Annotated in this window: 6 protein-coding genes; 2 read left to right on the top strand and 4 right to left on the bottom strand. The window is 55.8% G+C overall.

Annotated elements, in window-relative coordinates:
- Positions 1–1,154: 1,154 nt before the first annotated feature.
- On the top strand, positions 1,155–3,134 hold the full coding sequence (locus tag AC788_RS00630) for a hypothetical protein (protein ID WP_049858714.1): 1,980 nt from the start codon (positions 1,155–1,157) through the stop codon (positions 3,132–3,134).
- Between the two features lie 74 nt (positions 3,135–3,208).
- Here the strand turns inward: AC788_RS00630 and AC788_RS00625 are convergent, their stop codons facing one another.
- From AC788_RS00625 to AC788_RS00605, 4 genes are all read right to left on the bottom strand, one after another.
- Entirely contained in the window at positions 3,209–5,191 is a 1,983-nt protein-coding gene (locus tag AC788_RS00625; protein WP_049858713.1) for a hypothetical protein, read from the bottom strand.
- A 57-nt stretch (positions 5,192–5,248) separates the two neighbouring features.
- Positions 5,249–8,053 (bottom strand): RCC1 domain-containing protein, encoded by a 2,805-nt coding sequence (locus tag AC788_RS00620; RefSeq protein ID WP_152965676.1) that lies wholly within the window; start codon positions 8,051–8,053, stop codon positions 5,249–5,251.
- 889 nt (positions 8,054–8,942) lie between these two features.
- Positions 8,943–10,958: an autotransporter outer membrane beta-barrel domain-containing protein gene (locus AC788_RS00610; protein WP_161804277.1), complete on the bottom strand. Its 2,016-nt coding sequence runs from the start codon at positions 10,956–10,958 to the stop codon at positions 8,943–8,945.
- 342 nt (positions 10,959–11,300) lie between these two features.
- Entirely contained in the window at positions 11,301–13,985 is a 2,685-nt protein-coding gene (locus AC788_RS00605; RefSeq protein WP_049858709.1) for an autotransporter outer membrane beta-barrel domain-containing protein, read from the bottom strand.
- Between the two features lie 410 nt (positions 13,986–14,395).
- On the opposite strand from AC788_RS00605, the gene AC788_RS00600 reads away from it, so the two are divergent.
- On the top strand, positions 14,396–16,390 hold the full coding sequence (locus tag AC788_RS00600) for a hypothetical protein (protein ID WP_049858708.1): 1,995 nt from the start codon (positions 14,396–14,398) through the stop codon (positions 16,388–16,390).
- Positions 16,391–16,995: the final 605 nt, after the last annotated feature.

Raw genomic sequence — 16,995 nt, 5'->3', positions numbered from 1 at the left:
TGATGGCGGGAGACTGACTTTGCTGGATCTCCAGCTGAAGCAGGCGCAGGAAATTGTTGAGGGTCGTCATGGCAGGGCTCTTGTGAAGTTGAAGTGGAGAGCGACTGCTGTGACGTTAGTTGTGGAATAGGAAAATAACCGGTCGAAAATATAGGCGTTTATTTACTGCATCAAGCGCGTATGATCAAAGTACAGCGTGTCGCTGAAAGTTAATATTCATGAGTGCAATATTTGTGAAGAAATATTCTCGAATTCTGCAGTGTTGGCTCTGGTTAAAATACAGGGTGAGGGAGAAGGCTGTTTTAAATGCAGGTTAAATTTGCAGCAGGCGATAGGCGAGAATGAGGTTGATAAGCCGCCACCCAACGCCGCCCTGCCCGAGCAAGGTGGGCGGCGAGCCTTCTACCCACAAACTGACCGGTCCCGTTCATCTACATACCGGATGAGTGTCCCGGCCGCAATTACTAGGCTTTAGTTAAGAAACCTTTGGTACCACTGGCCGAAGCGTTCCGGCATATCTCACCACGCAGCAGCTGGAAAGAGCACCCAGAGCACGTCATCAGCATCAGGTGATCGCTCAGGCTGGACCGCCCCCGGCCGTGGGTTCGATGCAAAATTCAGCAACCGCAGCCCAGGTGACATCCAAGAGCTCGTAACGCTTTACCATCACAGGATTCCTTTCCGTAAATGGCTGGAAGCTCTACAAAACTTCAACTCTCAAGGGCGCCGACTAGGTTTTTGGGACTTCGTACAGAGCCCAGAGCCTAACTTCTGTAATAAAAGCTTCAGATGGATAAATAAATTCTACAGCTGGAATAAAATTGTAAACCCCATGATGGGATCAGCGAAAAATTCTGTTCGTCATCGTAGGTTTCAAGTTTGGCGCCGTTGGCGCTTTTGCTGGATCACCGTCTTAAGATTTAAAATCAAGCGGGCGTTAGTTAAGACAGTGCACATTGCCGTAAAATACTATTCACGCGCTTTCCCAATGAAAAAAACAAATCAGCAGACCTTCGATCGACGTCAAAAAGTGTCCGCTAGAAACTTCACTGATCCCCTGCTCTACCGAAAAATTAGCCTATGCTTCACCATGGCACCTGGCTTCCGCTGGGTACTGCCAAAAAGTTGCGTAATAAAAATCACTGGAGTTCGATATGAGCACGCCAATTTCCACTGTGACTTTTAATATTTATATCGACAAACCCATTGCTCAGGAAAGTCATGAGCACCCAGCTGTTAAAGAGCATGCCGACGTCCTATCTTCTGGCGGTTTGGTACCCTCTGAAAGTGAGACATCCACCCCTACCGCGTCTGCAATGAAAATCAACATCCTCGGCGAGGCAAGATGTCCGGGAGTTCTTAAGATCGCGACCTGCGATGCAATGCCTGATGAGTGTGAATTCAACTGGTACCTTGATGACCAGTGGGTGGCCAGCGGTGAGTATTTCAGGCTCCGCGATACTGCTGTCGGACAAATGGTTAGATGCACAATGACTGACGCGTTAACAGGTGTGAAAGTGACCACGGAATCGTACATGGTCGAGAATGCTTTCCAGAATGTTTCAGAAGAAGAGAACGTGAATAGCTACGCTAGGCAGTTCGGTCATTATTCCGTCCATTCACCCTCGCCAGTCGATCGAATCTTGTCGGTGACGGAAGGCGCCTATTGCTGGCTTGCACAGAAAAATAGATTGTTGGTGGGAGGGAAGGCCTCGCACGGGGGAACGCCTCCTGCGTATTTTGCTAACTATTTAAGGTGTAATGGGACCACCAAGGTGTTCACAACGGGAACTGATTTTGCTGTGCTGGCCACTGTTAACGACCATACGCGGTTATTGCTATGGGGAAGTAATGTGCCCGCCTCAATTGCTTATCCATTGACTGATATTCGTGCAGTTTATGCCAATCGGTATGCATTTGCATTCATCTATGATATGCCGCTGGAATCTGGATTTAAAATCGGTGCAGCCGGTCATCCGAGCAACGGCGGAACGATTCCCGATGCGCTGCATTTAAGCTTGTCGAGTAAATCGCCAAAGGCTATCTATGCGACGGAAGCGGCATTTGCAGTGCTCACGGAGCAAGGTCACGTTTTTGCTTGGGGACCGGCCGGCTATGGAGGCGTTATAGACGCCAATGCTCAAGCATTACTGGCCACTATCGAGGTCAGCAAAATTTTCGCCAATACGAGAGCTTTTTGTGCCGTGGGGAAATCAGGAGAATTGGTTACGTGGGGAGAACCTTCATTTGGCGGCTCCATCCCCGCTGTGAGTTTGGAGGCTATTCTTGATGATGGAGGAGTCCAGACCATTGTGGCTAGCCACCAGGCTTTTTGTGCGATCACCAAAGGCCGACAGAAAGCCATAAGCTGGGGTGTTGCTGCGCATGGCGGGACGATGACGGCCGCAGCGTCGAGTCTCGCTGCCAGAGGCAGTATCGTACTTTGCAAGGCAGCCAGCTTTGCCTTCTGCATTATTGACCGAAGCGGACAGGCCGAGGCTTGGGGGAATGCCAGCTACGGAGGTACAACCGTACCGGTTTCCGCAAACTCTGGTATTTATGGTGCCCAAAGCGAGGAGGAGACGGCTGCCGAAGTCACCGATGATGTGCAGTCAGAAATCAGCCGTCTCTTTGACAGCGGTAATGCCCCCCGCCAAGGTGTCGCAAGCGTCGAACAAAGCTTTTCGGTTTTTACGTCCACAACAGGCACTATCCGTATCTACGCAAACGACGGCGGCTTTTGCATCCTGAGTCAGTATCCGGACGGTCGTACCCGCAACATTTTGTGCTGGGGGCACCCGACCTACGTGACGCTACCAAACCCTACCAAGCAAATTCTCATGGCAGGTGTGATTGAGCAAGTGTGTTCGTCCAATGGCGCGTTCGCCGCGTTGCTGACTCAGGGTGAGTCATCAGGCTGTGTAGTCACATGGGGGTCTGCTTCGAACGATGGCGGTAGTATTCCGGCCGCCGTATTGCCGGATCTGGAGAAAGATGTCGTCGAAATCTACCCTATAAACAGCATTCCTGGGTCGGCGACGCCTGTTACCGTTTCAGGCTTCGCATCCCGATGTAAAGGGGAGGCAATGGTCTTTTGGGGCGGTGCAGTGCCACCCGTAAAATTACTGCCTTAATATAACCCCCCCCCCGCAAGGGAGGGTTTTCAAGGTGGGTCGTGGACCTAGCGATGCCGATGGTCCTGGTGGCGCTATTCAGCAGACGTTACAGGCCGGAAAGGCGTGACCGGTGGCGGGGTAAAGACCTGGTTGTCGACGTTCCCACCCCACAACACGTAGGCCCCGCTGATATGACGAGCCGCAAATGACGGATCCACTCGGACCGGAGTAGGCCGCACCGGAGGCGACCTTTTGATGGAATACATCTCAATGATACCGCTGCGAAGGAACTGCGCGATTTCAGGTGGCACCTTCGGGATCTCCCCTGCATCGAGTTGTGCCAAGGTAGCGCCCCAAACGAGAACGGCGCCTTCTACACTGCCCTGCGCAACGATGACCCCATAAGCGCCGTTGGTGCAGTACACCGATCGAATCCGGCTTGCCATCAGCGATTGACGAATGTCGTTGCCCATCGCCCCACCGCCGTTGGCCTGCCCCCAGACCCATAAGTCGTTGGTGTATCCGTCCTCGTCCTGGGCCATCATGAAGAAGCTGGAGTCATTGCCGTAGGCGGTCACCACACCATCACCGATTACGATGCGCGAAGACACTGTTTTGAGCTCATCCGAGAAAGCATCGGCTTTTTCCTGCAACTGGTTACTGTCAACAGCGCCTGCAATGCTGTTGATGATCGCCGACTGAAAGTACGACTCGATGCTGTCCTTGACAGAGGAACAAAACGTTGCAGCCACATCCACAACCTGAGAGTCCAAGGCCTTGTTGGTGGGTATGGTTCCGCCGGAGTTGGCAACCCCCCAGGCTTCGGCTTGTCCGGAAGCGTTGATCATCGTGAACGCCCAGGTGGCGGCTTTGCACAATACGATGTTTCCACGAGCCGCCAGCCCCGCTGCGCTGGTATTCATATTGCCACCCAGCTCGGCGTCGCCCCAACTCACGGCTTTCGCCCTCCCCTTGGTGATCGCGCAGAACGCAGCCCTGGCAGCAATGACAGATTTCACACCGCCCTGATCGAGGATGGTCTCCAGGCGGTCAGCCGGAATGACGCCGCCATTGCCGACATTGCCCCATGTGACGATCTCACCGTCGGCGCCAATGGCACAGAACGCGCTCATGTTCGCGATGATCCTTTTCACCACCATACGGTCCAGAAGCGCTTGAGCGCTCGCGCTGATTGTGCCGCCATCTGCAGCATTGCCCCAGGCGTAGACTTTTCCGGCCGTGGTGAGTACTGCGAAGGCTTGGAACGCTGAGTAGATTGCCACGGGCGGGTCCGTTACCAAACGCAGATGGATGCTATCTGGCACTACCCCACCATTGGACACATGACCAATGGCGCCAAGCCATCGGTTCTCCGATGTGAGCGCATTGTAGATGAAGGCAAAGGCATTCCCGTTGGCAGACACCGAGCGGATGTTACGCAACTTAGTGAGATCGGCGTTGGCCGGGATATCGATACCCCACGCAAGAAGCTGATTCTGTCTACCCAGTGGCACCAGGGCTGCAAAATCGCGCTCGGTAGAAAAAAGGACCGTCGCCGGATTATTGATGAGGTAATTCTTGATGGATTCGGGAACCACTGCGCCGTAGTCATTTTGGCCGCGAACATGAACGCTTTGTGTCGGGCCATCGATCAAGGAAAAAGCACCACCGGTGGAGACGAATATTCTGTCCGACGGTTCGGGTCTGTAGAACGAGAAGTTACCGTGTTGCTTCATGAAGCTATTTTCGTTCTCTTCATCGGTGATGTTCTGGAAACCGGCAACCACCAACTTGGCTGCGGACGCCACCGTCGCGCCAATTTCACCGGAGGCGGCTTCGGGGGTCACGGTGAAGACGATGGACTTGCCCTGATAATCACTGGTCACAAGCAACTCCAAGGTAATCGCCGCTACCGCACCGTCAACCAGCCATTGATAATGCGAATTGCCCTCCGGATTTTCGGAAGCGTTTCGGTACTTGTAGCTGCCGATCAAGGTGCCACCGATTATAGGTTCGCCCACAATAATGACGTCTTCGGCGACTGGTGCGGCATTGACATCCAAACTATTGTTCATCTCTGGCACTCCAAAGTTATCAGTTAGATAGCGGTACAGGCTCCTTGAAAAGGAGGATTAAATCGTTTGTGTGACCTGGCCTGCCAGTGACTGCAAGTCGAGGTTGTCACTTCCCCAACTTACGACTTTCTGGTCTGCTGTTAGCACCAGGAAGTTTGCGCCAACGGCGTAGACAGCCCGAGCGTCGTTAGCGGAGTATTGGCCCGTTGTTACGCCCCATGACACCACCGAGCCATCCGGTCGGCAGGCGGCGAAGGAGCCGTAGCCCGCCGTCAGGGAAACGGCCTGCAGGTTTGGTGGGGGTGTGCCACCTTCGTTGGGCTCGCCCCAAGCCACTACGGAGTTGTTCAGAGTGATGGCGGCGAACGCTGTAGTGCTTCCTGTCACGTACAAAATATTGGTTACAGGCGCAGGTAACTGACCGCCGAAGCGAGTGTCGCCCCACACCAGTACCCGACCTGTGGCCGTCAGCGCGGCAAAAGCCGCACTGGTGGATGCCAGGCTGATCACTCCAGTGAGTTGGCTCACCAGTTCGGCTGGTATACGCCCACCGTCAGACTCAAGGCCCCAAGCCACCACGCTGCGCCGCGAGGTCACAGCGGCGAAGGCGTTGTTGCTAGCACTCAATCGCTCGCTGCCGCGCGCAGCGATCACATGCATACCGTAGCGCCATTGATCCCCTCCCCAGCAAAAGACTTCGCCGTCATTGCGCAGCGCGGCAAAGGCGCTATCAGCTCCAACGATTTGCACAATGTCAAATAGCTGCGTCGCAATCACGGGAGGAACGGTGCCTCCATGCAAGGCATTTCCCCATGTCGTTACTGATCCATTCTGATGCAGCGCGGCAAATGCGGAGCTGGCTGCTGCAACTTGAGCCCCGTCCCGAAGACCCGCCGGTGCGCTGCCACCATTGTCTGCGTTGCCCCAGCACGTAACGCTTCCGTCAGTATGCAGGCCCGCATAAGCCTGGCTGTTTGCCACCACACAGCGTATACCTGCCAAGTTGGCAGGTGGGGCAATGGCGCCCGCACCCCAACCGAAAATCGTGCCATCATCCTTGACGATGCATCCGCTTCGATAGGCGGAAAAACTGGCATTTCCGGTCGCATTGACCGGGCGTAGCGTAAGGGTTTCGATGGTACCGCCCGTCTTGGTCGACCGCACCAGCAGCGGCTGCTCTGGGTGCGTGTCCAAAAAGAATGCATCTGTAGAGCGCTCGCTGAACCCTTGATAATGCCATTCGAAGGTGGCTTGGGAATCTGGACTTGCCGCCTGCAGGCGGCACGTATTGGCGTGATAGAAAGGGCTGGTTTGTGAGCGGGAACCCATGACGGTCAGTGTGGATACCGCAGCTTGACCAACCTGCAGCAGCGCTGGCTCTGAAAGGTAGGATTGTCCATTTACCTTGACGCTATACGAGACCTCCAGGTTTCCGCCCCTCAGCAGCGTGGCCAAGCGTTTCTCGAAAGAGACACTGTGTGGCTTGCCTATCTGTGACGGCTGACTTATGAAGATTTGCTGTGCGTCATAGACCGTGGTGCCACTGGTAGTGACCCCTTCCCAGTGCACTGTAATCTCATCACCTATATCCATGAAGTCATACGCGGGCACGATCACTTCCTGATAATCCCCAGTGATTTTGTCCGGGTCCAGTACCGTCCCGAATACCCCAACCACATGTGGCTTAGCCAGTCTTGGAGGGGTGCCAATCACCGTCAGTGTCAGCAGGTCTGACTGACGTAGCTCCATGCCTGGGTTACCGCTGTCATCAACATAGGCCTCATACAGTACCTGGGCCGTACTACCCGCCAGTGCAGCAGCTTGACGATGGGGTAGCAACACAGTAACGGGTGAATAGGGGGTAGTTGTATGGGTATCAAGCCGAACCTCCATAGCCGGGCCTATCACCGGGCTGCCGCGCCAGATTACGGTCAATGGCGTGTTGGCGATTGGGAAGTGAGGATGTACCAGCACCATGATCCGGACATCGTCCCCGTTGAGCACATCGACATCCAAAATGTAATTCGGTGCCTGGTCTACCAACGGTGGTGGAAAAACGCCAGGCCGCGTCACTGTCACCTGGACGGCGAGGCTATACAGTGACCAATTGTTAACGATGTCACGTACGTCGTAACGAACCGTAAGCTTGCTTCCTGGGTTATCGGCAATGATTGAGGCGGGTACCACAATGGTGATTGGAATGTCCGGATTACTGGCTTGGTCAGCGCTGACGGTGATCTTGATCGGGACACCTGCCCAGTACAACGTCACGATGTCGCCTTTGCAGAGATTGTCGTAGCGCGGGATAGTGACTAAAAGATCGTTGTTTGGCGCGGGGTTGCTAGGTATGCCGCTTGGTAATCTCAACCGCTCATTGATATAGGGGGTCGAAGGATCGGTATCCGGGTTACCGGGGACGGTCTGCTTGACGGGAAAAGGTCCTACATCACGAGATGTGCTGAAGGCACTAGAGGGCGGCACTAAGTGGTGATAGTGCAGAATGACCTCCCCCTCGAAGGGGAACTCAGCAGGCAGCACATAAAAAGTGACCAGCCCATTCGTTATATCATCATTCCGCAAGGTGTGCCCGGCGATGATTCGATCATTTATGTAGAGGTAGAGATTATCATCTTTCAGCATGGAGAGTTGCAGCACCACCTGTACCACGACGCAGTTCAGAGGGTCATGTAAATCACTTTTATTAAGGCCGCCGTGGACTAATATGGCCGGCACATGCGGGGCGGGCAGCGTAGGGGCGCCCGGATGCCTTGTAGGCTGATCTGGAAGTTCCAAGGCTCGTGCCGCCTGCTGTCGGGCAATTTGTAGTTGCAATGAACACACATAGTTCTTTAAAGCCGTCATGATAGTTGCCTCTTTGCAGGCGCGAGCAATGAATAGTGTTAGTCATGAGCATAGGATAGAACGGAGAAAAAACCGGTCGAAAATTTAGTCTTTTAGTTAAAGCTATAAGAGCGCAAACTCTCTATTCGCCAGCAAATGAATATTATTATTCAAGATGACTTGGTGTGTTTTTTCTTTTACGGAAACTAAGTTTTGAGCGGGCTTGCCCCTACCACACTGGACACCAACTCCCCGTCAAACCGATGCCGCCGCCGAGCGACTAAACTCTCTCGGCGACCGGCTTCTCAAAGCGCGGTATTGGTGCTGCTGATTGTGATGCTCGGCTGGAGCACCCCACTGTCCAGGTGCTCCTGGCGCAGGGCCTCGGCGGCCAAGGCGGTGGTATCCAGATATAGGATCAGCTCATGTGTTCCAGCATGCTGGGTTGCAGCACTACTTGCACCGCTACCAGCACGTTGGGGTCGTCCAGGTCGTTCTTGTTGAGGCCGCCGTGCACGACGAGGGCCGGAATCTGGGGAGCAGACAGCGTGGGCGTGGCGGGCTGACTTAGGCTGATCTGCAGGTGCAGCAGGTGCAGGTGCAGGTGCAGGGTATCGTGAGCGTGGTCATGGCAGGGCTCTTGTGAGGTTCAGGTCGAGAGCGACTGTTATGACGGTAAAAGATGAATGGGGAATCGACCGGTCGAAAACTCAGGCGTTTATTAGAGCAACCAAAGATGTAGTATTGACGACAGCTAAATAATGAACAATATTTTTCGAGTGCAAGCCTTATATCAATTCTTATACACGTCGGGCGTCAATTGTATTCTTGCCTGGCCTCCGGCTTGGGGGTAAGTAGCAATGACCACTCCCCCCTGCCCGGTCGACTCTACACTCTGTTCAGGTCATCCTTAGAAATTATAACGGGCGCCAAGGCTGATACCCCAGGGCTGTTCCAGATTCTGGCCTTTGACATAGTCGAAGTCCGCATGCAATTTCAGTCGTTCCGACACCTGAACCGCAGTCCCCACGCCCAATTCTGCACGCCCCCCCGACAAATCGCTGGTGAAACGATTGCCATTGACCTTGACTTCGTTGTTGTTGGCGAATTCCTGTGCGATGGCGACTTTGCCGTAGTAATCGAAATAGCCAAGGTTGGCCAACTTTCGCGTCTGACCGATGTGCGTGCCGATCTTGCCCAGCAGCGAATCGGCCTTGTTGCTGCGCGCCTGCATGCCGTTGTCCAGTTCGTACTGCTCACCTTGTACCTGCAGCATCGAAAACTGTGCGAAAGGGGTGACGAACACGCCATTGTCCAGATCGACGCGCTTGCCTGCCTCTACAGAAACGCCCAGACCCTGGTTGTTGTAATCGCCACGGGAACGCTGGCCGTCGCTCATGCGTACATCAGACTTGTTCTGAAAGCGGTTGAGCTTCATCAAGGCATCGACGTAGTAACCATCATCGGCAAGCCAGGTGCCGTACAGGCCAACATAGTAACTGTCGACACTACCCGTGGTACCGCCCGCAAGATCCAGGTCGGAACGGCTGTAGCCGCCCATCACGCCTACCAGCATCTTGCCGTCGCCGACTGGCAGTGCACCATCGGCGCCCACGCTCAAACCTTGCTGGCGCTGCTGGTAGCCCACTCCGCCGCCGGCGGAGAGATTATAGCGGTTGCCGTAAGTACGGCTCCACACCCCGCTTTCGCCGGTGCCCATGCGCAGTTCACCCATGCGTGAGCGCAGCGTCGAGGATTCGCCGTACCACACGGTGGGTGCTGCGCTGAACAAACCGAGCACCGATCGAGTACCAGGCGTAACGACCTCGCCGGGACGTTGCACCAGAAGCCAGTCATTGCCCTGTCGTTGCAAATCGTAGACGAAGGTGCCCAGGTCCACCTGACCACCCAAGACGGCGAATTGCGCGTCACCACTGCCTGTCTTGACCACTTCAAGTGGGCTTTGGCCCTTGCCGACATCGGTACCCGTATTCTGAATCGCCAGTTGGTGATTGCCACTGGCGTTGCCGCTGACCACGACCTTGTCACCGATACCGGCGGCCATGTCCGTGCCCAGGCCGAAGGTGCCGCTGCCATTCAAGGTGTCGAGGTCGAGCTGATGAAAGTTGCCATTGGCGCCGCCCAGGTCCACCCGACCGTTGCCCAGGGTCAGGTCTTGCACATTGGCGTTTGCGGTGAGCGTCCACGAGGCGTTTTCAATGGCCAGTGTCTGCACACCCGCCATGGTGCCGTTCAAACTTGCTTCGTTGGTCAGGTTCACGGCCGTGCGCGCGGTGTCGGCGACCACGATGTCGCCAGTCAAATGGCTATTGCTCACGGCGAAATCCACGTTGGCATTCTTGGCCACTTCGAGGATGACCCCGTTGCCACCCGTGAGGGTCCCGCCGTTGCTGACGGTAATGTTGGCCTGGCTAGGGCGGTTGTCGAAGAAGGATTCCACCTTGATGGCGCTAGCGCCTTTACCCTCGATGTGGGCGTTGTCCACCACCAGGCTGTTACGCCAGGACGCGGGGTCCTCATGGCGATTGGAACTGATGGCCACGCCATACCTGTCACCGACGACCTGGCTCTTCTGGACGACCTCCGCCGTGCCATTGACCAAGGCGATACCCACGCCGCCATCCATGTTGCCGTTACCGCCGTTGTCGGCGCCGTATACCTGGGTGTTAGCCAGCGAAACGGAGCCTTTCATCGGTACATTGACCCCACGACCAATGCTGGAGATACGGCTGTTATAAACCTGCGCGACGCTGCCGTCGGTGACGTTCAAGGCAGTGCGAGTACCGCCGTCCAAAGTGCTGTTGCGGATGGTTGCCGTAGAGTTGCTCAGATAGATTTCCTGATCCTGACCCATCGACGCGCCTTCCATGAAGAGGTTCGCATCGAAGCTACGAACCTCCTGCACCTGGCCTCCCGGGAGCACGTTGAGTGTGGCGCCGTTCTCGATCAGCCATGAGTGATTGCCACTGGCGGGGCCGACGTCGGCGGATGCATCGGGACCGCTGAGGTATTGCGGTGTGGCAAGCGTATGGCAGGGTAACAACAGAACAGTTAAAAGAGCGGGCGGGACTGCTTTTCGGGAAAAACACGGGTTCATGCAAGGTATCTCGGACATTGTGATCATGCTGGGCTCAATGCCTTGGCATTTGGGATCGACTATCCTAGGTTCTCTGCTGAATATTTTACGTAGGACGAGTCCCGCTTACTTGTAAGAATCGTCCTAGTATCCTCCGTATTTGAATGTATCTCACCACGCGTATCGTACGCCCAGACTTCCCCCCCAAGGCTGCTCGATACTTTTACCTTTGCTGTAATCGAAATCGGCATGCAGTTGGAATGCCTCTGTGAGCTGGGCGGAAATTCCGGCGCCTAATTCACCGCGGCTGCCCGACAAATCATTGTTGAATGAATAGGTGTCGTTGATTTTTACCCGGTTCGACTTGGCGAACTCATGGGCGGCTGCAATTTTTATATAGGGCTGTACGCTCCCGCCACCGGGCAATGCGAACTGCCGTCCGACATGACTGCCCACTTTCCCCAGCAACGAGTCGGCATGATTGCCGCGCGCTTGCATCCCGTTGTCGAGGTCGTACTTTTCGCCCTGGACCCGCAGGGCAGATAATTGTGCATAGGGCTCTACAAACCAGCCATCGGCCAGCTTGATATGCTTGCCGACTTCGACCGAGCCGCCCACCCCGTAGGTATCGTAGTCGCCGCCTGTGCGCTGGCCATCGCTCATCCGAACGTCTGATCCGTTCTGGAAGCGGTTGGCCTTGATCAATGCATCCACGTAATAACCCGATTCACTGAGCCAAGTGGTATAGACGCCCAGAGAGTAGCTATCTACATGGCCGTTGGTGCCAGCGGCCATGTCCAGGTCGGAGCGACTGTAGCCTCCCATTACCCCCAGCATCCATTGGCCATTGGCCGCCGGTAACGGAGTGTCCACACCAAAACTCATCCCCCGTTGCCGTTGCCGGTAGGCAACCCCACCTGCGGCGGATAGATCAGACCTGCCGCCGAAGGCTCGCAGCCACGGCCCGCTAATGCTGCGTCCTGTGCGCAGATCCCCCATGCGACTGAGCAAGGTGGTGGTTTCTCCGTACCACACCGTAGGTGCCGCATTGAATAGCCCCAGCACTGCCCTGGCGCTGGGGCTAACAATCGGACCACCAGGCTCACCTGGCGCCTCCGGTTCACCTGGCACTTCAGGTTCGCCGGGCCCGCCCGGCACCTCCGGTTCCCCTGGCCCGCCAGGCTGCTCGGGCTCACCTGGCACCTCCGGTTCCCCTGGCCCACCAGGCTCTCCAGGTTCACCGGGTACCTCTGGCTCGCCGGGCCCGCCTGGCTCCTCGGGCTTACCTGGCTCCCCAACGGTACTTCGCACCAGCGCCCAGTCATTTCCCTGATGGGCCAGTTCGTATACAAAAGTGCCCGCATCCACCTGCCCACCTGCCACCGCAAAGGTCGCCGCCCCACCACCCGTTTCAACGACAACCAGCCCGGTATTGCTTGCCTGTGGCTCGGCCCCACTGTTGGCGATTTGCAAACTATGACTGCCCTCAGCCTGGCCGGTCACGACCAACAAATCACCTTGGCCACTGGCGATATCGGTGTTGAGCCCGAAAGTACCTGCGCCAGTCAGGCTATCCATGGTCAAGGTACGGAAGGCGCCACCAGTACCTGCAAGATTCACTCGACTGGCGTTGATGGACAGTCCGCCGACCCGGGAGCTCCCCGTCATGTTCCATACAGAGCCGCCATCGAGTGTCACTTGGTTGGCTCCGATGACTTGCCCAGTCAGAGTAGAGGCATTGCTCAGGTCCAATCGGGTGGTTACCCCGGTAGCGCTGACATTGCCCTGCATGGTGCTGCCATCGAGCGACAGGGTGGTATTGGTAGGATTACTGGCATTCAGCGAGCCTTGCAGCTCCGCGCCATTACGAAAGGCAAGCACCGCTTCGGATTGCTCTTGCAGGTTGATATCGCCGCTGAGCGTGCTGTTGTCCACCTCCAGTTGCAGCGCTGCCAAGACCGCAATCGCACTGTTGCCCGTCAGCCGGCTGCCGTTGTTCAATACTACGTTCGCCGCCGCTCCACTGGCAGCATTGATACCGCCCTGCACTGTGCTTGCGTCGACTTCCACCGTCGCGGTGGTGCCAGCGGCCAGGTCCATGGCAATGCCGTTGCCCCCTGACAATGTCGATCCATTGCGCAGTAGCAACTGCGCCACCGGCAGCTCGGCACCACGCAAGGGGACCAGCGCAATCCCGCTGCCAAACTGTGATTGCACGCTGGAATTGTCAACGATCAAGGTCGATACATGGCCATCGTCACCTGGGGTAAAGCGATCGCCACTGAACACAGCGCCATTGCTCGAACCCACCACCTGAGAACCCTCGCCCAAGGTCACTGTACCTCCCAGCATGACAATACCAGCGCCATCGACAAGTGGCACGGTACCGCCAAGGCCCACCACCGTGACTTGAGTATTGCGCGCAATCACCTCGCCGCCAGCCAGCAGGTTCAAGCCTCGCTGAACCGCCGTGACCTGGCTGTTGAGCAATGAGAGCAGTGAGCCACGTCGGACCGTGGCACCGCTGTCGGCCGTATTGAGCAGCGAGCTGTCCACTACCATGGCCAGCGCCCCTTGGTCCAATTCCAGCACCCGTCCAGTGTTCGCTATCGACGAGGCCCCGTTCAAGTTGACCGTAGAGGCCTCGGCGAAGATTTCCTGGCTTTGCGCTCCGGGGTTCAACTTCAAGGTAGCCGCCTGACTGAGGTTCCAGAAGGTCGGCACATCTCCCGGATTGACAGTGGCAGTGGCGGGCCCCACCAACGTGGCAGCCTGGGCGCCGATCACCGTCTGACTCAACAGTGCGGCGGTGACGGCGTAGAGAGCAGTGAGCTGAACGGAATTCGGCAGATTCATGGCGCGGCCCCAGAACTGGCAAGAGGAATGAAGTCGTATGGAACTCAATAAAGTTCATCGCCCTTAAAAAGTCCATGTAATAAACCATTCATTTCAAAGCGCCCTGAAAGTATCTTTTCAAAACAAGCTTGCTGAAGCTGCCATCAAGGCGGCGACACTGATGTCAATAGACTTTCATGTTGACCATCCATGAATTAATCAGTACGACGAATAGCCGCCGATCAGAAATCGTTTGTTGCGCGTTTGTAATTACTAATTGGAGTGCTAGCGTTATTCAAGCAACGCCCCTACTCACTAAAAACATTGCTGAATCGCGGAGAGTTCGAAGCGCGTGCCCCTGTGTGAATAATGGAAATATATTTACGCCGGTGCTGTTTGTTATCCCCTCGTTCAGTATCAGGAGAATGCACATGACTGTTCAAAAAGGCTTGCCTCCCTCCGGTCGTCGCGTGTCTTACAGCCCGACACCGCGTGTTGCGCCTTATCTTGCGGCAGAATTTGTCGATAAAATCATCCCGCCAGGTGCGGGCTATCCGAACAATATTCTAAAAACCACCGCGCTGCCGGCCACGGTCAAGGTCAGCGTGCCTTGGAACGATGATTTCTATGAGGACGATATCATCACACTCGAGTGGGATGGCGTTCGAGTCACTTCATCCAGTTACCCTATCACCGCACAGGACGAGACAGACAAAAAAGCGCTGATTCTGGACTTGCCATTGACTGCCGCGGATAACTTTGACCAGACGCCGCATCGTTTGCGTTACATCATCGACTGGTCTGACGCCGGCGCCGACAGCTTCGGAGAGAATCAGGACTCATGGGTCGACACCACTGCACCGGGTTCTCCTGTGCTGGGCCGTTTGACTTTTCCTGGCGTGCCGCCGGGTGACCCGCTGGTTATTACGCTGGATTTGCTCGACGCCAACGATAACCTGATTGGCGTGGTCGCCAGCTACAATGGGGAGTGGCAAGGTGATCTGATTGAAGTCTACATCGAGACCGCCGGGACCAAGACCTGGCTGACCCCTGGCACGCGTCTCCCGCCCGGCGCTATTGGCACTCAGCCGCCATCCGTTGTTTTTCCACTGGCTGATCTGGAAGCGGCGGGGGATCAGACCGTGCACCTGCTCGGCTACCGCGTCACTGACCTGGCCGGCAATATTTCCGCGCTCTCACAAGAGGTTGCTGCACGTTTCGTACTGAACGATATACCTATCACCGTGCCAGCGCCGATAGTCCCTCTGTTTGACGATGGCGGCATCGTCGATGAGGCCGATGCACGTGTACTCACCGCCGAGATCCCTCCGATTACCCCAGTGCATGTGAATGATGAAATCGTACTTCGGTGGGGTACTCAGGTGGTCGCCAGAGATTTCATCACCAACATCGCGGCGGACCCCTTGCTCAGGTTGCCGATTCCCTATAGCGCCGTCCTCAATGGCGGGGGGACAGGCAGCCCAACGCGCTATACCACCGTTGTCGACTACGATGTATTACGTGACGGCGTCTACCTGACCACTTCACTGAAACTGATAAACGTATTCGTGGACGTGACGCTGCCTGGCGGCCCGGATCCCGACCCTACCAGCCCTGAGCACGGTGAATTGTTGGAGGCCAGCGTGCTGAGCACCGCCTCCGGCGCCGTAGTCAACGTCATCTCGGCGGGTCAATACACGGTGCCGGCCAATGTCACAGTGCCTTGGCCTACCGCAGAAGATTTCGCAGTTAACGACCTCATTACGGTATTCTGGAAAGGTGTTGCCATCACCACGCCACCTCGCCCTGTTAGCCAACCTGAGTTCACCGGCAAAACGCTGCAGCCTTTTCCACTGACCCCAGCGCAAATCGCCACGGGTGGCGCGGGACTGGTTCCACTGTCCTACACCGTGACCCGCCGGATCGGGTCAAGCAACGGCTATCCCCCTGTCGAAAATACCAGCCGCTCTAAAGAGCAGATCGTGCAGGTGACTTCCCCCAGCGAGCTTCCGGGGGGCGGCAGCAGCTTACCGATTGGTGCATTCCAGGGGCTTAACCCATCCGGGTATATCGACCGCTGCAATTCGGTGAGTGGCATGGTGTATCGCGTGCCGCTCACTTATACAAATGTAGCCAGGGGCGATCTGATCACGATCACTTTTCGCGGTCTGGAGGGGACCACTGGCACTAACGAGCTTGCTGGAACCTTGCACACGGCGACGGACGATGTGGGGCAAACGGAATTGGACAATGGTTTCCTCGAGTTCCGAATTCCTGCCAGCGTCCTGGCGCCCGATCTGTATCCAGTGCGTCGCAATAGAGCGGAGGTGAGTCATACCGCCAAGAATGTCCACGGAGAGGGCAGTACCAATCCCCCCAGTTACACCCCGATAACCATGGTTGGGCAGGTGTGCCCAACGCCTTGACATTAACGCTTGCGGCACGTTCATTTTTAGCGGCGGCTGCATATTTAGCCTGATGCAATTCACAGCTGGGTTACCTCCCGCAGGGATGTAACCTGGCTTTTTTGCTTTGTAATCTATGTAACGATTCTGATATCAGCAAGCCCGGCGCTGATCTGACACCTGTCCGAAAGTATAGGCTGCAGCTTGATCGCTACCACCTGTTAAATCTGCGGATTATTATTTTCCATGGACTACATCGGTGCTAGCCCTGAAGCGCCTTTCTCTACAAGCCTTCATACGCCTTCCGCAAGTTTGCTCCATTCAACCACTGAGTAACCTTCGTGGGCGCCGCCGGTCACCCGTTCTGGCATTGGGCAATGAATAAGACCGTACTTGATTCGAGCTCATGAACGTTTACTTTCAACGCTATTCGATGCTTTTATACTACTCCGGCACATCAATAAATAAACGCCTATATTTTCGACCGGTTATTTTCCATTTCCACAACTAACGTCACAGCAGTCGCTCTCCACTTCAACTTCACAAGAGCCCTGCCATGACGACCCTCAACAATTTCCTGCGCCTGCTTCAGCTGGAGATCCAGCAAAGTCAGTCTCCCGCCATCA

The organism is Pseudomonas sp. RIT-PI-a (genome assembly GCF_001187875.1).
In the GTDB taxonomy this organism is placed as follows: Bacteria; Pseudomonadota; Gammaproteobacteria; order Pseudomonadales; family Pseudomonadaceae; genus Aquipseudomonas; species Aquipseudomonas coleopterorum.
The sequence above is the reverse complement of the archived record's forward strand: the minus strand, read 5'-3'. Positions and strand labels throughout refer to the sequence as shown.

Coding starts and splice junctions, on each gene's coding strand:
- AC788_RS00630 (WP_049858714.1), top strand. CDS start 1,155: ATGAGCACGCCAATTTCCACTGTGACTTTTAATATTTATATCGACAAA.
- AC788_RS00625 (WP_049858713.1), bottom strand. CDS start 5,191: ATGAACAATAGTTTGGATGTCAATGCCGCACCAGTCGCCGAAGACGTC.
- AC788_RS00620 (WP_152965676.1), bottom strand. CDS start 8,053: ATGACGGCTTTAAAGAACTATGTGTGTTCATTGCAACTACAAATTGCC.
- AC788_RS00605 (WP_049858709.1), bottom strand. CDS start 13,985: ATGAATCTGCCGAATTCCGTTCAGCTCACTGCTCTCTACGCCGTCACC.
- AC788_RS00600 (WP_049858708.1), top strand. CDS start 14,396: ATGACTGTTCAAAAAGGCTTGCCTCCCTCCGGTCGTCGCGTGTCTTAC.